This is a genomic window from Streptomyces sp. NBC_01092 (genome assembly GCF_045039535.1).
Classification (GTDB): domain Bacteria; phylum Actinomycetota; class Actinomycetes; order Streptomycetales; family Streptomycetaceae; genus Streptomyces.
The window spans coordinates 10966642-10984333 of the sequence record NZ_CP108659.1; the positions used below are offsets into that span (position 1 = coordinate 10966642).

Consider the following 17692-nt stretch of genomic DNA (forward strand, 5'->3'; position numbering starts at 1 on the left):
CCTCGTACGGATCGTGTCCCCGCACCTGGATGCGGTGCGGGTGGAGCGGGTGGCGGTGGAGAACGGTGTGGTCTGTATTTCCGCCTGTACCCGCGAGTTGCCGGTTGGCTGCCCGGATTGCGCAGGAGTCTCTGCACGGGTGCACAGTCGCTATGTCCGCACGCTGGCCGACCTCGCCGTCGGCGGCCGCCCGGTGTCGATCGGGTTGTCGGTGCGGCGGCTGTTCTGCGACGGCCCGCACTGCGGCCGTCGGACGTTCGCCGAGCAGGTCGACGAGCTGACGGTCCGCTACCAGCGCCGCACTCCACTCCTGCAGCATCTGGTGGAGATGGCCGCGGTGTTGCTCGCCGGCCGAGGCGGCGCCCGGCTACTGCAGATCTTGAACGCGCCGATGTCTCGCACCAGCGTGCTGTTTCACCTGATGCGTATGCCGTTGCCACCAGCAGCCACGCCCCGTGTCCTGGGCGTGGACGACTTCGCGCTGTATGCCGAGGTCTACGGCACCCTGCTGGTCGATGCCGACACTCGGCTCCCGCTCACACTCTGGGCGGGACGGGACGCCGAGCAACTGGCCGCCTGGCTTCGAGAACATCCCGGAGTCGAGACCGTCTGCCGCGACGGCTCGCTTCAATACCGGCAGGGCATCAGCGACGGTGCGCCCAACGCCACCCAGGTCAGCGACCGCTTTCACTTGTGGCAAGGACTTTCCAAGCGTGTCGCAGACATCGCCGCCGCGCACCGCGGCTGTCTGTCGGCCGCAGTGCCCGAGCCCGCCACGCCGGCATCGCCGTCCGACCTGATCGACACGCCAGCCCGCCGCCACGCGAAGCGACTGTTCGAGGCGGTGCACGCGGTGACTGACACCGGGTGCTCGATCAACGCGGCAGCCCGTGAACTCGGCCTGGACTGGCGCACGGTGCGCAAGTACGCCCGGGCCGCCACCTGGCAAGACTGCGTCCGCCGGCCGCGACCGCGTCAGCCCACAGCTTTGGATCCGTACATGGACTACCTGCGGCAACGCTGGGAGGAGGGCGAGCACACCGCGAAGTTGCTGCACCAGGAGCTGCTCGCCAAGGGTTATCGCGGCCACTATCAGCGGGTCAAGATGGCCGTCGCGCCACTGCGTCGCGGCCTGCCGATCGACATGCCGCGCGAGCGGCCGCCTTCACCCCGTCAGGTCGCCCGTTGGATCACCACCACGCCGCCGAGGCGCGGCCTGCACACCATCGGAGCGGCTGAACCGACTGCTCACGCACTGCTCGGAGTTGAACGCGGCACACGACCTGGTCCGTGACTTCGCCGCCATGCTCGATGCCCAAGACGCCGCACCGCTGCCGGACTGGCTGGAGAGGCTCACGACGTCGCGACTTGCTCCCTTGGCCAGTCTGGCCAAGGCCATCCGCGAGGACCAACCGGCAGTCGAGCAGGGCATCACCACCCCGTTCAACTCCGGCGTCAATGAAGGCTGCATCACCGACCTCAAGCTCCAGAAGCGAATCATGGCCGGCCGCGCTAGCGTCCCCCTTCTCCGCCACCGCGTGGTCCTCATGGCCCACCTCCGACGCCGCCACGAGTGACGGAGCGTCACCGGCGCGCAGTGGCACATACCCACGTCACGAAAATCTTGCCGGAGCCACGTTCAGGTGTACGCCGACAACAGTCCCATCGCGAGTATCGCCTGCAACGTGACCCCGCCCGGCCCGCTAACTCCTTGACCACGGCCTTGACTTGCCTGGTCAGGCGTGCGGTGCGGCGCTGGTATCGCTCCAGCACCCCGGGCACCTGCTCTCGGAAGGTGTGCCGGCAGCCACGGGTGGGACACACCAGACGCCGCACCCGCACACGGACCACCACCCGCCGCCCGTCCACCGACACATCGGCCACCGTCCGCAGCTGAAAGCCGTGCACCCGCCCGGACGGTGCCCCGCAACCCGGACACGGCATCGGATCCTCAGGCGTCCGCGCCCGCACCAAAATGCGCTCGCCCTCGTCCGTCACGTCCTCGATGACCAGCGGCGACAACCTCGAAAACACCACATCTACAAGCTCGTTGACATTCCGCACGTCAACGATGAACCAGCACCCTCCGTCACCACCGAAAGTGAGACAGGGGCGCTCGTTTGACAGACTCGTTCCCGGTTGCACTCAGCGATCGTGTCCTCGATCCGGAGGTAGTCGAAGCGGTTGACGCAGTGCCCGCGTCAGAGACGGGGCACGGGCCGTCAGCAGTTCGGTGATGCTGCGCGTGATCCCGAACCCTGCGGCGAGCTGGGCGAGCATGGTGTGCTCGCGCAGGTAGACCAGCGTTACCAATGCCCGCTGCGACGGCGGGAGTTTGCAGCGGCGGTCACCCTCACGGATGACGATCAGCATCGTGGCCCAATCCGCGAGCGCGTGCGGCAGGTCGAGTGCGCAAGGATTGACAACCAACGAGGCCCCCAGGTAACCGAGTTGAGACGTCGTATCTCTCGCTCAACTGCCCGAGAGCCTCGTCCACTACGCGCCCCTGACAGTCACCCAATCAGCGACCACGCTGAAGATCCTTAGACCGTGTCTTACATGGTTGGTTTGAGGAGCCGCTTGTAGCAGCAGAGGGCGGATGCCAGTCTGAGAAAGGCCAGGTAGTTGCCTGGTTTCCGCTCGTAGCGGTGGTTGAGGCGGCGGTAGCCGGTCAGCCAGGACATGGTGCGCTCGATGACCCACCGGCGACGGCCGAGCCGTTCGCTGGAGTCGATGCACTTACGGGCGATCCGGACGCCAACGCGCTTGCCCCATAGCCATCGCCGAAGGTGAGGGACGTCGTACGCCTGGTCGGCGTGCAGGCGCCGGGGTTTGGAGCCGACCACGTGGCATCCGTGTCCCATGTGGAAATGGGACAGCATCGGCTTCAGAGCGAGACTGTCGTGGGTGTTGGCCGCGGAGAGCCCGATGGGGGCAGTCCGTTCGCATCTGACAGGACCTGCATCCTGGAACCGGGCTTACCCCGGTCCACGGGGCGCGGACCTGCAAGTTCGCCCCCCTTTCAGCGCGGACATGAGCTGATTCGAGGACTGCACGGGACAGGTCGACCAGGTCCTGCTCGTCCAGGAGTTGGAGAACCTTCTGGTGCAGTCGGCCCCAGACCCCGGCCCGGGACCAGATGGCGAAGCGGCGGTGCACAGTCGACTCCGGTGCCCCGAAGCACGGCGGCAACGCCCGCCATGCACAGCCGCCGACCAGGACGTAAATGATCGCGGCAAACACCGCCCCATCCACGATGCTCGCGACCCCACCGCCCTGCGGACGAACCCGCGCCAGCGGCAGCAACGGCCTCGCCAACTCCCACAAGCCAGCCGGAACGTTCCATCCCCACCGACCACTCCCCATGCCCAACACAACCGCCAACTGACCATATAGGACACGGTCTTAGAGGGTGCGTGGAGCGGCATCGACAATGCTGGATAGGTAGCCGAATACGTAGTTCTTCCGATGCTCCGCCGAAGCTCCCATTGCATAGTGACTCTGCTTCTACAGCCGCTGGACCGAGAGGTGTGGCATGAGTCCAGGCAAGCCAGTTGGCTATTGCACGAGCGCGTTAAGTGGGGGTTCCGCCTAACCGAGCGTGCTTCTCGGGGGACCTGAAAGCACGGTAGCCCTCGGCCTTTCATCAGTAGGTGGTGGCCTGCAGCACGGTGTGATCAACAAACCGCGAACGCTGGCGTCACAGCGCTCCGATATCGACGCGCGGGGGAGGGCATGGATCCGAGCTCATATGGCACAGATGTACGAAGCTGCGAGCCTGGGAGGAATACTGGCTGCGCCCCGAGGAACAAGGCCCACGACGGCAACCGGATCAGCGGTGCCGGATTGGCTCGCAGCATTGACCCTGTTCCTGCTCAGCACCGTGTCTCACAGCTCCAGCGTAAGGGAAACTGCGTAGGGCAGAGCGAGGCAACGGCATGAACCCAAAGACTGCCGCCCTGGCCGAGGTATTGACCGACCTGCCCGACGCACCCTCGCAGGTTCGCCTACGGCTGGGTGCTGAACTCCTCTACTCCCTCGGCCTCCTTGCTCGCCCCGGCCTTGAGGAGAATGAGCCAACGGCGATCTCAGTGCACGGCGTGGATGACGTTGACGCCATTGACCGCACGAGGGTGAGCGATCTTGAGCCCCGCTTCTTGGACGAAGACATCGAAGAGGACCGCGGCCGCGAGGCCGAAGACGGTGGTCTTGATCATGTGGTCACTCGGCCCCAATGCATGCGGCGAAAACCGAGTTCATGATCACGGCTGCCGCCGTGACGACCTGCGCGCTGCGCTCGAACCCGTTGATGACCGCGTTCCGTGGTGACTGCCCGTGGACGTACGCCTCGTGCATCCGGGTCACTAGGGAGACCTCGTCGTCCATGGCCCGCCCGATCACCCCCATCCATGAAGATCGTCATCATCGAGATCCCCGGGCCGGGGCCTCGACCTCGAATACCGAACCTAGCCTCCCTGTTTGAGTTGGGTCGGCTGGGCTGGGCTGACTGGCGTGGGCCGTGGCTGTCGGCGGGCGGGTATGCCTGTGGCCCGGCGCTCGGGTCGGGTGCTCCGGGTTCTTCGGGTTGTGGGTGGGCAGAGGCAGCGCCGTTGGTCAGGTGGCTGGTCTCGCCATGGCCGCGAGGCAGGCGAAGGCGTTCGCCTGCCTCGCGGCCATGGCCAGGTGGCGGAGATCGTCAGGCGGAGGCGGTGGCCTCCACGGGTGATGCGGGCGGCGGCGTGCAGCAGCCGGTAGCGGAGCTTCTTCGGCTCGGCGGTGGCCAGTTCGCCATCCAGCAGCAGGGTGCGGGTTCAGGCGAGCAGGTCGATGGCGGTCAGGGACAGCTCCAGCCAGGCGGCGTTGACCTGGAGGAGCCGGGAGGGAAAACGGTCGAAGCCGGTGGCTTTGCCGCTGCGGATGCGGTCCTCGACGCGGGCGTGTGGGCGGTGGCGGACCTCGAGGTGTTGGAGGGATCCGCCGCCGCCCGCGAAGGGAGTGTCGGTGAGGAAAGCCTGGTGGCGTGTGCCCTCGTCGAGGTCGAACAGGGAGAGCTGGGCGCTGGGATGAGGGCGCTCACGTCGCACGATGATGCGGGTGCCGTCGGGATATCCGGCCAGGTCGATCATGCCGGTCAGCTCGGCGACCTCGGCTGAGCCGCGCAGGGATCCGTCCTGTTCCTGGGCCGGGTGCCAGATTCGGTCGGGCAGGGCCCGGATCGCGCGCCGGACCGGTTCGGTGACGGGGTGTCCGACGGAGAAGAGGGTCTGGATGCCCCGAGCCCGCAGATTTCGCAGGTGGGTCAGGAACGCTTTGGAGTCCGGCGCTGTCGGTGCGGATGAGGATGTCGGTGCCGTGGCGATGGGCATCGGGTATCTGGGCGAGGGCGGTGTCCAGGACGGTGATGTGGTCGTTCGCGGTGTTCGCGCCGGCGTTGCCCGGCCGCAGCAGGCCGGCCAGAGCCTCGCCGGTGTTGTCCAGGAAGCACAGCAGCGGATGGAAGCCGAAGCCGTGTTTGTAGGTGGCGGCTGCCTGTTCCTTCTCGGAGTGGCAGGTGACAAGGGTGGCGTCGAGGTCCAGGACCAGGCCGGGCAGGTCGCGTCCGCCCGCGCGGGAGACCGGTATCCCGCGCGGGGTCTCGGCGGTCTGCAGCCAGGCGGTCTCCCGGGCAGCAGCGCGGGCCGTGCGCAGTGCCGCGAGTGTGGTGGATGTCGATGTCGGCCAGGACGCGCCTAGCGGTGGGCGTGGAGGCGACCGGAGCGAATACCTCGCGCTGGTCGCGCAGCAGGGTCAGGTCGGCTGTTGCCTCGCCGCCGTCGGCGAGCATCACCGCCAGGTCGACCGCCACCCGGCCGGGATCGTGGCCGGTGCCGCGCGGCTGCAACCGGCGCAGCCGCGTTGGCGAAGGAGCCGGTCAGGCCCGTGGCGTCGGCGAGATCGGCCAGCAGGCGGGATCCTGCGTGGCTGACCACTCCGCGACCGTCGGCCGAGACGACGAGCTTGGGACGCGACCGGGTAGTGTGCACGCAGAAAGTGCCTTCCTGCTGTGGTGACAGAAGCCCTAGACAAGCCTCATCATCCCAGCTCAGAAGGCACTTTCGTGTAACCGGACACGGTCCGGACACGGCAGCAAGTGAAACGCGCAGGCTAGGTAAGAGTCACTGCACGCGCTGCTTCGGTCAGGCGTCGATTTTCGCGCGGCGACGAGGGTTTGGTTCCAGATGTTGGCGGTCTCGTCGAGCGGAATACGTAGGCATATCGGTAGTTTCCTCGGTGTGCGGGGGTTGGTGGAGGAACAGGCTGAAGGAGGTGAATCCGCTAGGAAGTGGTCTTCATGTACGCAAGGACAGCTGACAGGCTCCCTGCACAGACCGGTGGCGCCGCCGCTGGGTACCAGTCCAGCGTTGTTGCCGTTGGTGCTCCGGACGGACGGGGAACGCCGATGCCGGGGTCGGCGATCAGGCTGGCTCCTCTGTGCTCAGTGGATGACGCTGCGTGGTCGCTTCCGCACCGTCCGCAAGCGGCTGGTGCTGCGCGTGAGGTCATCGCCGCGGTCCTTGCTGACTGGCATGTGGACGAGGAGGCGAGCGAGGCGGCGCTGCTGGTGGTCTCCGAGCTGGTCACCAATGCCGTCGAACACGCACGGCCCCCGCTCGCCCTGCACCTGATCCGCGAGCCTGACCATCTGCAGTTCCGGGTCGAAGTCGCCGACGGCGGCCCAGCCGTCGGCGAAGGCGCGTGGACGGCCTCCTGCGAGGCCGACGAACACGGACGCGGCATGGCGATCATCGACGCCGTCACTACTGCCCACGGGACCCGTCCCCACCCCCAAGGCACCACCCACTGGGCCGCCCTTCCGACCACCGCCTGAGACCCCAACCTGCGGCAGCGCGGTACTCCCCGACGCGGATCCTGGAACGGCGACAGCGAGCTGAACGGGATTTGATCTCGGTGGCGGCCGACCGCCTGCCTGGCGTCAGGACGCGCAGGACCGAGAACCTCGGGGTGCACCGGCTGTCGACGCAGATTCTGCCAGGTAGTTGCTTGGGGTGGCTCAAGGTCGCTCCTATATCTGTTTGGAGGGGCTGGGTCAAGTCCGGATGGGCAGGGTGATGGACAGTGTGGTGCGTGGCCGGCCCCGCCTTATCTCGGTGCGCAGACACCTGGGGCGTTGGTCTGGCGACATGCTGATCCAAGGGGTCGGGCTCGCGGGGTGGGGCCCCTCGGTCTTTTGAGGCCGTCAGGCGGCACGAGGCCGCAGGGGGCCTGCGGGAGACGTCAGGCCGGGGCGAATGCCTTCCTCCTCCAGTGCGCGCAGGGGGCCCGGCGCACGAGTTTGCGGGCCACCGACAACGCGGCCCGGTTGCCGCCGCACCGAGTCTTGACCTGCTGGTAGTAGGCGTAGTCGGGGGCGCTGGTCCGGGCCGCGCATTTGGCCGCTTCGAACAGCGCCCAGCGCAGCAGTGGTGGACCCTGCCGGGCGAGGCGGCCGGGGCTCGCTTGTTGTCGGAGGAGTAGACGGTCACTTCCAGTCCTGCGTGCCGGACGGCCTGGCGGGAGGATGAGAAACGCCGTGCGTCGCCCAGCTCGGCCCAGATGGCCACTGCGGTGACGGTGCCGATGCCGTAGTGCTGCAGGAGCGCCGCGCAGCCGGGCTGCCTGCGGGCGAATGTGCCCAACTGGCGGCGCAGTGGGGTCATTTCGCCGTCCAATGCGTCGAGTGTGCGCAGTGCCGTCCGCGCGGCCTGGTGGGCAGCGGGCGACAGGCCGTCTCCGGCAACCGGCCGGGCCCGCTGGTCATCGCCGAGCAGGTTTCCGGCTGGTGCCGGGACGCCGTGGTAGAAGAGGGTGCCATGGATGCGCTGCACCCAGGCGGTGTGCTCATCGCGTAGATCTTTGTAGAGCCGCAGCAGGGTGCGCATCTCCAGCACCTGCTGTGGTGGGATCCAGGACTGGGGCAGCCGGCCGTCGGCGAGCAGTTCGCGGATCTTGCGGGCGTCGGTGCGGTCGGTCTTGGCCCGGTGCTTGGGGCCGTCGGCGGACGCGGTGTCGGCCGGCTCCGCCAGCTGCACGTCCACGCCGGCCGCCCGGCACTCCTCGATGATGAACCGCCAGCCGGTGCAGCCCTCCACCGCCAGCACCGCCAGCACCGCCAGTTGCTCAAGCCACGACCGGAACGTCTGCCTTGTTGCGGGGGCGATCCGCCCCTGCGGACCTGCCCGGTGGCACTGGCGAGACAGCCGAAGGTGACCTGCCTGCGATGTACGTATAACCCTCCTACGATGGCCATGACGGGGTCTCCTCACGTTCCCGAAGACAGTGGCTCACCAAGCATCGTGCTCCGCACCGGAGCATCAGCCCATGAGTTGAGGAGGCCCCTCCTGCATGTGCCCACCCACAACCCGAGGAACCCGGAGCACCCGACCCGAGCGCCGGGCCACAGGCATACCCGCCCGCCGACAGCCACGGCCCACGCCAGTCAGCCCAGCCCAGCCGACCCAACTGAAACGGGGAGGCTAGCTGTATTGACCCGCAGGGTTGTTGATGCGGGTGATGGGTGGGTGGCCGCCGAGTGCGGTGTGGCAGCGGTGGTGGTTGTAGGTGTGCAGGAAGTCTGTCAGGGCGTCGGTGCGTTCGGTGTTGCTGGTGTAGGGCCGTAGGTAGGCCCATTCGTCGAGCAGGGTGCGGTTGAAGCGTTCGACCTTGCCGTTGGTCTGCGGCCGGTAGGCGCGGTGAGTTTGCCGACCGCACCGAGGTCGGCGAGCGCCTGCTGCCAGGCGAAGCTTTTGCGGTAGGGCCAGGCGTTGTCGGTCAGGACGCGCTCGATGCGGTCGATGCCCGCGGCCTGGAAGAAGGCTGCGGCCCGGCGGAGGAAGTCCGCGCAGGTGTCGGCCTTCTCGTCTGCGTGGATTTCGCTGTAGGCGATGCGGGAGTGGTCGTCGACGGCGGAGTGGATGTAGTCGAAGCCCATGCTGCTGCGTCGGATGCGGCCGGCCTGGCGGCCGGCCTGGCGGCCGAGGACCTTGTGGCCGCCGCCGTCGGGGATGCGGCCGAGCTTCTTGACGTCGACGTGGATGAGTTCGCCGGGCCGGTCGCGTTCGTAGCGGCGGATCGGCTGTCCGCTCACGCGGTCCAGGTGGGCGAGGCGGTTCAGTCCGTGCCGGGTGAGGATGCGGTGCACGGTCGATGGGGGCAGGCCCAGGATGGGGCCGAGGCGGGCGGGGCCGAGCTTGCGGGTCTGTCGCAGCCGGCACACGTGGGCTTCCACCGTGGCCGGGGTGCGGTGGGGTGTCGTGTGTGGCCTGCTGGGGCGGTCGATGAGTCCTGCCTCGCCGCTTGTGCGCCAACGGCGCAGCCACTTGTGGGCCGTGGCTCGTGAGATGCCCATCTCGGCAGCTACGTGGGCGGCGGGGCGTCCGGAACACACGCGTTCGACGAGCAGCCGCCTGCCGTGAACGGTCAACCGGGCATTACGGTGGGACACGAAGGCCTCCGTGCGGTGAAGATTCGACACCTCCACCACACACGGAGGCCTTCGCCACGATCAAGACCCGTGACCGTCAACAACGCTCGTGATCAATACAGCTAGCGCCCGGACGCGGGCAGAGTTAATGACAACGCGTGACAGGTCCGCCAAGTCCTGTCCGTCGAGGAGTTCCAGGACTTTCAGGACCAGTCCTGGCCGACCGGCGCGGCCAGCGCCGCAGCCGGGCCCTGTGCATCGACGATCTCCGACAGCGCCGGTGGCCCCGAACTGTTGTTCCGCGTCGCTGCCGCCCACCCCCGGGTCAGAAAGGCCTGGGTGGACGCCGACTTCCGCACCAAGGCCATCGACCACGGCGCCCGCCTGGGCATCGACGTCCACGTCGTCCAACGTGCCCCCGGAACCAAAGGCTTCAAGGTGGTCCCCAAACGGTGGACCATCGAGCTCACCTTCGGCTGGCTCTTGCACCGCAGCCGCCTCGCCCGCGACCCGGGACCAAACACGAGTCAACGGACCCAATGCTCAGCAAGAGCTGAACGAGACGAGGGCTCTGCCGGCTGTCGGCGACTCCTGTGGCCGTGACCAGGTCCTTGCTCTATCCGGGCGCACTCACAGGCGTCGGGCAGTTCCTATGCGCCACCGGGGCTAGCTGCGCACCCGGTGAGCCGTTTTCATCCTGAATAGCCGCAGGTCAGCAGTGTGTGGAGGGCTTGGACCGTGCGGCTGATGCGGCGGGTGGAGCAGCGTGCTCGCCGTAGCAGCCGCCAGGACTTCAGCTGGGTGAAGGCGCGTTCGCCGGGGGTGCGGAGTCGGGCGTGGTCGCGGTTGAACTGCTGGTAGTGGGCGGGCTGTTCGCGGTGGTGATGGTACGGGGTGCGCATGGTGGCGCCGGCGCCTTGGTAGGCGCGGTCGGCCAGCACCAGGATCTGTCGGGTGAGGCGGGCTTGGACGATTCGGTGTGCGCGCGCTGCGGTCAGGTCGTGGGTGCGGCCTGGCATTGCACGGGAGAACCACAGCGGGGTGCCGTCCGGGCGTGGGATGACCTGCACGTTCATGCCGTGCTTCTTGTGTTTCTGGGAGTAGTACGGCTCGTCCGCGGCGATGCGGTCGATGGGGATGAGCGTGCCGTCGACGATGGCGAAGTCTCCTTTGCCCAACCGGACGAGGGCCTTGTGCAGGCCGGGCGTCCAGGAGGCCAGGACCTCAAGAGTTTCGTGTACGTACCGCCATGCGGTTGAGGTGCAGACACAGAACCCCGCCGCGAGGTGGGGCAGGGTCTCGTTCCTGCGCAGGTGTACCAGTGCCGGCAGGGCTTGCTTGAAGCAGCCCAACTTGATCCATCGCGAGCGGAGTTCACACTTCGGGCATAGATGAGCGACGAGACGTGCTCGACCAGCTCATACGGCACGTCGGCCGTGGCACGATACGGGACCAGGCGAGGCTCCTCGGGCGATGCGTGGTACGTAGAGAACACCACCGCAACGACCAGGAGCCTTGCCTCGTCACACCACCCCGCTGACCTGCACCTTCACCCCCATCGGACAGGATGAAAACGGTTCAGTGACCACTATCTACGAGCGCGCGATAGGTAGTCCCTTCGGTAGTCCCACGGATGTGTCCAGGGCCACGCTGCAGCAACCTGAAGTCATGAGATCCGCTAGTACCGGAGACTGGAGTGGATGCAAGGGACGAGGGCGGCGGCCAGCCCGTAACATCCGACTGAGCATCCCGTCTGCTGATGAATCCGACGTTCATGGGCTCCGCCTTCAGTCGAAGGTGACCCTGAGTAATTGGTTCGATACTGATACGGCGGACACCACTGCACTTCCCTTAGCAGCGAGCTGCTGAGTAACGCAGTCAGACACGCTCACGCAGCGGGACGAGACCAGCCCTGGGTGCGCTGACCCATGGAACTCAAAGGCTGGCAAGCGCGTGAGGTGTCTATCCCGACGGCGAAGGCAAAACCATGTGGTTCACCCTCACCGCACAGCCAATGCTCGCGGAGCACGACGACCCGCAGGAGGCGACGGCATGCGACGCGGCGGCTTAATCCGGAGTTCTGGAGAACCATGGCCATCTTCATCGCACCGCAATCCCGCGGCAAGTCCCGAAAAGTCCGCTGCCCAACAGAGTGGAGGCGGGAATCTTGATCCGGGATCGCGACCAGCTCGTGCGGCATGGGCAAATCTGAAGACGACGAGCATTCGGCTTGTCTGGAGGCTGCTGAGGATTGCCTGAGCCTGCAATGAGCCACAGCGGAGACAGGCGCCCACGCGTGCAGACGCGGACGTGGAACACGGAGGCGGCCTGGGTCTGATGCCGGTGGAGGACATTGGCTCGCGATGGGGTGCGGAATTGCGCCCAGGCGCCGGCAAGGCCCTACGGCTGCAATGCCCATTCGCCTTTCACCGCTAACGGCCCAGCACACGTTGCCCTGGAAGGGTCTGCGCCCAGCTAAATATCGTGATCAAAACCCCGCCATCAGTCGAGGCCTGCACTATCTACCCAGGGAGAGGTTGTGAAGAAAGCGATGACCGTTCCTACCCCGGCCGCCCCAGCCGCACGGGCGATTGCCGTGCGGATACACGCCGCCGATATGGTCACCCACGCTGGCCTCAGCCACTGCTTGGAGCAACACCCTGAGCTGACCGAGGCCAGTCATGACGCAGCGGAAGAGGCAGATGTATTCGTAGTCGCCGTGGAGAACGCCGACGCCTCCATGCTGAAGCTACTCAAAAGCCTCTCGCCACACAGCGCCGCCCGTTTTATGCTCGTTTTGGACAAGCAATGGGATGCTGACGTATCCACCGCCGTAGAACACGGAGTACGAGCCGTGCTCTTGCGTATGAACCTCTCGCCTGCCACGTTCGGCCGGGCCATCGTGGCGGTGATGCAGGGGGAAGGTATCTTCCCCCCAAAGCTCCAAGGCGCCCTCATGCAGCAAGTGCAGCAAGTGCAGCGCGACGTACTCGCGCCACAGGGGCTGACCTCCTCAGGCTTCTCCGAACGAGAGATCGACGTCTTCCGCCTCCTATCCGAGGGGCTCGATCTCGAAGAGGTCGCACAGAAGTTGTGCTACTCCGAACGCACCGTGAAAAACATTCTCTACAACGCAATGAAACGTCACAAGCTACGCAACCGCACACACGCCGTATCACACGCCATCCGGTCCGGACTCATCTAACCTCGATCGTTCATGAGGGTCCGTCAGTTTGCTGACGGACCCTCATGAACGATCGAGGCTAAGCGGCCGGAAATGTACTGGAAGAAGGCGTCACAGCCTGATGAAGTGTCAACTTGTCCATCTCTGCCCTGCGCTTCCTCGCCGCCCGCCTCAGGGCACACCGCCCGCTCCCGGAACGCGCTGGCGGCGGCAGAGCGCGAAAACGAGATCACCGAGTGGCCGTCGATACACCATTCCAGCGGACGTGACCTGCGTTGGAGACCGGCATCAAGGCTTCCGTGCCGCTGCGGGCGCCACCCGTCGAACACGTCAGCCAATACCGCTTGGAATGTACTTTCGGGCACTATCTGCTGTCCAGAACACCAGATTCAATGCATTGGCCCCACTATCAAGCACCGCCAGCGGATGTCGCATAATATGAGCGATCCAATCGGGATCCCCTCACCATCACCGTTGGTGAGCGGGTTATGTGATGATCTCTCACTGTTGCTCGGCAGCCGAAGCCGCTGCGTGACAGGAGGGATACACGCGGTCATGGGCCTCGCTGGCCTTCGACTGAGTAAGAGAGAAGTCCATGGCCGAGTCTTCAGATTCACGACCACTTGTTCCCGCTCAAACAGGAGGCGGGCGACGACGAAAAAGGCCGAGCTGCAGGGTACGCTGCGAACCCTTTCTGGTCCGGCGCCGTAGCATCTCCCAAAAGGGCCGATTTTGAACAGTCGGCAAAGGCACGGCTGTTCGACTTGGCGCCGGTGTCACCGGCAAGCCCGCCGGTGCGGATCTCCCGCGGCGCAAGAAGTCGCTCCCCTTCGTGTTCGCGCTCTCCTCAGGGAACGGAGGCGGGGCGGGAGCTGACCGAACTGTACGCGCCCGACCGCTCGCTCACGCCTCTTGAGGTACAGCAGACAGCGCGCGCCGTCCGCTCGGCGACTGGGCGGAACCGGAAGTGGAGCGGTATGCCGGCCATGCGCTGAGTGAGCTCCGGAAGGGCGGCCTGTGGCCGGGGCCGTCGCGAACCTGGAGTACCTGGCCCACCTCATGACCCACCGTGATCGTTAGGAGGGGAAGTGACGAGCGACCCCTACTTCCGCATCGTGCACGCCGCCCTCGACGACATGCTCGGGGCCGACCGCCCGCTGGCGGGATCCGACCGGAGGACCTGGGCAGAGTGGCGGCGATGGCCCGGGACCAGGTTCCCTACGTCATCACGTGGGCGCGGCGGTACCCGATGGCGAAGCTCGGGTACACGGGGAACGTCCTCAACGAGGTGCTGCGCTTCGACATGCCCGGCGAGCTCATCATGCGGCGAGCCAGCGAGGAAGGTCATGTTGGGTGGCACTCAGTTCCCGGCGAATTCCCAGTTCCTCGGCAGCATTCCCGCGCTGCACCTGGACGCGGGCATGTTCTCCGAGCCGCACCGGTTCGATCCGGACCGCTGGGTGCGTAAACCGGTCCGGGATCTGCCGCGCGGCGCCTATCTGCCGTTCGGCGCGGGAAACCGGATGTGCATTGCCAACAATCTGGCGTGGACGGAAAACGATGACCTTCGGGGCCACCATGTTGGCGCATTGGGTCTCAAGCAGCGGCCCCGGATGCCGCGGTCAAGCGCGTGCACCGGATCACCATGCACTACGAGACGCTTCCCCTGATCGTAACCGCCCGCTGAACCACACAGGACAGAGCCGAACCGAGCAGAAAAGAACCGGACCATGGACAAACCACTTTCCGGCCGCGTCGCCGTCACTGGAGCCACCCGGAGCACCGGCAGGGGCATCACACTGGAGACGTTGCCATGGTGACCGTTCCCAAGTTCCCGGCTTCTCCTGCGGTGCCCTCGGGCGCGCTGCTGGCACAACTGACATGCCCGCAGGATGTACAGCGTCTGCCGGCAGAGCAACTGCCTTCCTTGGCGGGGGAGATCCGCGACTTCCTGCTCGAGACAGTTTGTGCGGCAGGCGGTCATCTGGGACCGAATCTGGGGGTGGTGGAGCTGACCCTGGCGTTGCACAGGGTCTTCGACTCGCCGCGTGATCGCATTGTGTTCGATACGGGACATCAGGCGTATGTCCACAAGCTCCTGACGGGCCGCTGGCCGGAGTTTGAGCGGCTTCGCCAGCTCGATGGCCTGTCCGGCTACCCGTCTCGGACCGAGTCGGCGCATGACTGGGTGGAGAACTCGCATGCCTCCACCGCCCTGTCGTACGCGGATGGCCTGGCCAAGGCCTGCCAGCTAGCCGGTGAATGGGACAAGGCGGTGGTCGCGGTGATCGGCGATGGCGCGTTGACCGGGGGCATGGCTTGGGAGGCGCTGAACAACCTGGGCGCTGCCCGAGGCCGCCCGGTGATCGTGGTGGTGAACGACAACGGCCGCTCCTACGCCCCCACCACTGGGGCTCTTGCCGACCACCTCAATCAGATCAAGATTGGCGGGGGGCTGGAAGCGCGCCAGAACTTCTTCACCGACCTGGGTTTCTCGTATTTCGGCCCCGTCGACGGACACAACACGCTTGAGGTGGAGAAGGCGCTGCGCCAGGCGCGGGCGGTGGGCTGCCCGGTGGTGGTGCATGTGATGACGGTCAAGGGCAAGGGCTATCCCCCGGCCGAGCAGGATGAGGCGGACTGTCTGCACACGGTGGGTGTGGTGGATCCAGCCACCGGTCGCCCCCTCCCTCCCGTGCCGGGGGCCGGTAATCCACATGCTCAACCACGCCCGTCGTGGACGAGCGTCTTCTCCAAGAGCCTCCTGGAACTGGCTGTCGAGCGTAAAGACATCGTCGCGGTCACGGCGTCGATGTTGCGCCCCACCGGCCTTCAGGCGATGCAACAGCGCTTCCCGACCCGGGTGTTTGATGTGGGGATCGCTGAGCAGCACGCTGTTACGAGTGCGGCCGGGTTGGCGATGGGCGGTCTGCATCCGGTGGTCGCGATCTACGCCACCTTCCTGAGTCGGGCTTTCGACCAGGTCCTCATGGACGTGGCCCTGCACCATCTCCCGGTCACCTTCGTTCTGGACCGGGCCGGGGTAACGGGCCCGGACGGGCCCAGCCACCACGGCATGTGGGACCTGAGCGTGTTTGCGAGTGTGCCCGGGCTGCGGATCGCAGCCCCACGAGACGAGGCCCGCCTCACCGAACTCCTCGAGGAAGCGACGGCGGTGGACCAGGGGCCGACCCTGCTGCGCTTCCCCAAAGGAAACGTCGCGGGTGACCTGCCGACTGTGGAACGTCTCGACCGAGCGGACGTACTGTACCGCAGCGCGGCCGGGTGCAGAGATGTGTTGTTGGTAGCGGTCGGCCCAATGGGCCATGAAGCATGCGCGGCTGCACGGGAGTTGGAGGAATTCGGGATCGGGGCGACAGTGGTGGATCCACGCTGGGTGCTGCCAGTTCACCCCGAGTTGGTCGATCTGGCTGCTGGTCACCGGCTGGTGGTCACCATCGAGGACAACTTGCGCCAGGGCGGAGTGGGCACCGCACTGTTGCAGGCTCTCAATGATCGAGCAGCCACTGTCCCGGTGGTGACGCTGGGCCTGCCGCAGGCGTTCATCGGCCACGGCCCCCGGGAGGCGCTGCTGGAGCGGGCCGGGCTAAGCGCGGAGGCGGTTACCAACGCCGTTCTCGTGGCCCGCTCCAACCGCGACCTTGTCCCCGCCGCCGCTGGCCCTGCCGCGCCCGCACAGCGGCGCACTCCGACATCTGCTCCCGCTGGAGCCCTGAGGAGGGCGCGATGACCACCATCGACCTTGGCCTGCCCACTCCTACCTCCGCCTCCCCGCCCCAGGATGGGACTCAGCCTCCAGTGCGTCGCCGTCTGACCCGACAGCTGTGGGTGGGTCCGGTGCCCGTCGGTGGGGGCGCACCGATCTCCGTGCAGACGATGACCACGACGAACACCGCGGACGTGGACGCGACGCTGCAACAGATCGCTGAGGTCACTGCCGCCGGCTGCGACATCGTCCGGGTCGCCGTACCCTCAGCTGACGACGCTGCAGCCCTCCCGGCCATTGTGACGAAGTCGCCGATTCCGGTGATCGCCGACATTCATTTCCAGCCCCGCTACGTCTTCGCTGCGATCGACGCTGGCTGCGCCGCGGTCCGTGTCAACCCCGGCAACATCAAGAAGTTCGATGACCGTGTCGGTGAGATCGCGAAGGCTGCTGCGGCGGCTGGGGTGCCCATCCGACTGGGGGTGAACGGGGGCTCGCTGGATCCGCGTCTGCTGGCCAAACACGGCGCGGCCACGTCCGAGGCGTTGGTGGAGTCGGCGTTGTTGGAGTGCTCGCTGTTTGAGGAGCACGGCTTCACCGCCATCAAGATCGCGGTGAAGCACCACGATCCGCTCACTATGATCGCCGCGAACCGGCTCCTCGCCGAACATTGCAGTTACCCTCTGCACCTGGGCGTCACCGAGGCAGGACCGGCATTCCAGGGGTCGATAAAGTCCGCCGTCGCCTTCGGTATCCTGCTCGGCGAAGGGATCGGCGACACGATCCGGGTGTCGCTGTCCGCGCCGCCTGTAGAGCAAGTCAAGGCAGGCTGCCACATCCTGCAATCACTAGGGCTGCGACCACGCAAGCTAGAGATCGTCTCCTGCCCCGGCTGCGGCCGCCTTCAAGTCGATATCCACAAACTCGCCGCCCAGGTGGAGGCAGCGTTCGACGGCTTCCCTCACCCCTTGCGAGTTGCGGTGATGGGCTGCGTAGTCAACGGCCCCGGCGAAGCCCGTGAGGCCGACCTCGGTGTGTCGTGCGGCAACGGCAAAGGGCAGATCTTCCGCCAGGGCCAAGTCCTGCGCACCGTCGCCGAATCGAAGATCGTCGACGCGCTGGTGGAGGAGGCACTGCGCCTGACCGAGCCCACCGAGCCCTATGCCGCCGAAACTGTGCCGGTCGGCCACAACGCTACGAAAACGGGGGAGGGGTCATGACGACATCCTCATCACTGGCGGCCGCAGGGCAGAGCCAGGGTTGCCGGGAACCGTCGGGCTGAACCCGCCACAGGTAGGCCATGAGAGATCTGCGGTCCTGG

9 protein-coding genes and 8 pseudogenes are annotated in these 17692 nt (G+C 66.5%); 8 read left to right on the forward strand and 9 right to left on the reverse strand.

Going from position 1 to position 17692, the window contains the following annotated elements:
- Positions 1-13 precede the first annotated feature (13 nt).
- Entirely contained in the window at positions 14-1294 is a 1281-nt protein-coding gene (locus OG254_RS48810) for an ISL3 family transposase (RefSeq protein ID WP_405594628.1), read from the forward strand.
- Positions 1266-1577, forward strand: coding sequence for a transposase (locus OG254_RS48815; RefSeq protein ID WP_405594631.1), 312 nt, complete (start codon positions 1266-1268; stop codon positions 1575-1577). Before OG254_RS48810 ends, OG254_RS48815 begins: the two co-directional genes overlap by 29 nt.
- Positions 1578-1683: 106 nt before the next feature.
- Here the strand turns inward: OG254_RS48815 and OG254_RS48820 are convergent.
- The 5 pseudogenes from OG254_RS48820 to OG254_RS48840 all read right to left on the reverse strand — a co-directional run.
- Positions 1684-2064 (reverse strand): annotated as a pseudogene (locus OG254_RS48820) (transposase family protein); the annotation flags it as partial.
- A gap of 71 nt (positions 2065-2135) precedes the next feature.
- Positions 2136-2430, reverse strand: a pseudogene (locus tag OG254_RS48825) (transposase family protein); the annotation flags it as partial.
- Positions 2431-2555: 125 nt separating this feature from the next.
- Positions 2556-3366, reverse strand: a pseudogene (locus tag OG254_RS48830) (IS5 family transposase).
- A gap of 794 nt (positions 3367-4160) precedes the next feature.
- A pseudogene (locus OG254_RS48835) lies at positions 4161-4441 on the reverse strand (MMPL family transporter); the annotation flags it as partial.
- A 173-nt stretch (positions 4442-4614) separates the two neighbouring features.
- Positions 4615-6053 (reverse strand): annotated as a pseudogene (locus OG254_RS48840) (IS1380 family transposase).
- 425 nt (positions 6054-6478) lie between these two features.
- Here OG254_RS48840 and OG254_RS48845 point away from each other — a divergent pair.
- Positions 6479-6868: an ATP-binding protein gene (locus OG254_RS48845; protein ID WP_405594548.1), complete on the forward strand. Its 390-nt coding sequence runs from the start codon at positions 6479-6481 to the stop codon at positions 6866-6868.
- On the opposite strand, the gene OG254_RS48850 is transcribed toward OG254_RS48845, so the two are convergent.
- Positions 6798-7697 (reverse strand): transposase, encoded by a 900-nt coding sequence (locus tag OG254_RS48850; RefSeq protein WP_405595652.1) that lies wholly within the window; start codon positions 7695-7697, stop codon positions 6798-6800. The two genes, OG254_RS48845 and OG254_RS48850, sit on opposite strands and share 71 nt — an antisense overlap.
- Here OG254_RS48850 and OG254_RS48855 point away from each other — a divergent pair.
- Positions 7626-7889: a hypothetical protein gene (locus OG254_RS48855; RefSeq protein ID WP_405595684.1), complete on the forward strand. Its 264-nt coding sequence runs from the start codon at positions 7626-7628 to the stop codon at positions 7887-7889. The two genes, OG254_RS48850 and OG254_RS48855, sit on opposite strands and share 72 nt — an antisense overlap.
- A 12-nt stretch (positions 7890-7901) precedes the next feature.
- Here the strand turns inward: OG254_RS48855 and OG254_RS48860 are convergent.
- The 3 pseudogenes from OG254_RS48860 to OG254_RS48870 form a co-directional block, all read right to left on the reverse strand.
- Positions 7902-8303: pseudogene (locus OG254_RS48860) on the reverse strand (hypothetical protein); the annotation flags it as partial.
- A 210-nt stretch (positions 8304-8513) separates the two neighbouring features.
- Positions 8514-9481 (reverse strand): annotated as a pseudogene (locus tag OG254_RS48865) (IS481 family transposase).
- Positions 9482-10152: 671 nt separating this feature from the next.
- Positions 10153-10916: pseudogene (locus OG254_RS48870) on the reverse strand (transposase family protein).
- 1083 nt (positions 10917-11999) lie between these two features.
- Between OG254_RS48870 and OG254_RS48875 the strand changes: the two are divergent.
- The 4 genes from OG254_RS48875 to ispG all read left to right on the forward strand — a co-directional run bounded on the left by OG254_RS48875 (position 12000) and on the right by ispG (position 17591).
- Positions 12000-12665: a LuxR C-terminal-related transcriptional regulator gene (locus OG254_RS48875; protein WP_405594633.1), complete on the forward strand. Its 666-nt coding sequence runs from the start codon at positions 12000-12002 to the stop codon at positions 12663-12665.
- Positions 12666-13990: 1325 nt separating this feature from the next.
- Complete coding sequence (locus tag OG254_RS48880; RefSeq protein ID WP_405594635.1) at positions 13991-14314, forward strand: cytochrome P450; 324 nt, start codon at positions 13991-13993, stop codon at positions 14312-14314.
- Positions 14315-14457: 143 nt separating this feature from the next.
- Positions 14458-16395 carry a 1-deoxy-D-xylulose-5-phosphate synthase gene (locus OG254_RS48885; RefSeq protein WP_405594637.1) on the forward strand — a complete coding sequence of 646 codons (1938 nt, stop codon included), beginning with the start codon at positions 14458-14460 and terminating at the stop codon, positions 16393-16395.
- Positions 16392-17591 (forward strand): flavodoxin-dependent (E)-4-hydroxy-3-methylbut-2-enyl-diphosphate synthase, encoded by a 1200-nt coding sequence (gene ispG, locus OG254_RS48890; protein WP_405594639.1) that lies wholly within the window; start codon positions 16392-16394, stop codon positions 17589-17591. Before OG254_RS48885 ends, ispG begins: the two co-directional genes overlap by 4 nt.
- Positions 17592-17692: the final 101 nt, after the last annotated feature.

What these genes read in the sequence shown, in the direction of transcription:
- OG254_RS48850 (WP_405595652.1), bottom strand. Translation starts at nt 7,697, where the DNA reads ATGACCCCACTGCGCCGCCAGTTGGGCACATTCGCCCGCAGGCAGCCC.
- OG254_RS48880 (WP_405594635.1), top strand. Translation starts at nt 13,991, where the DNA reads ATGTTGGGTGGCACTCAGTTCCCGGCGAATTCCCAGTTCCTCGGCAGC.
- ispG (WP_405594639.1), top strand. Translation starts at nt 16,392, where the DNA reads ATGACCACCATCGACCTTGGCCTGCCCACTCCTACCTCCGCCTCCCCG.
- OG254_RS48885 (WP_405594637.1), top strand. Translation starts at nt 14,458, where the DNA reads ATGGTGACCGTTCCCAAGTTCCCGGCTTCTCCTGCGGTGCCCTCGGGC.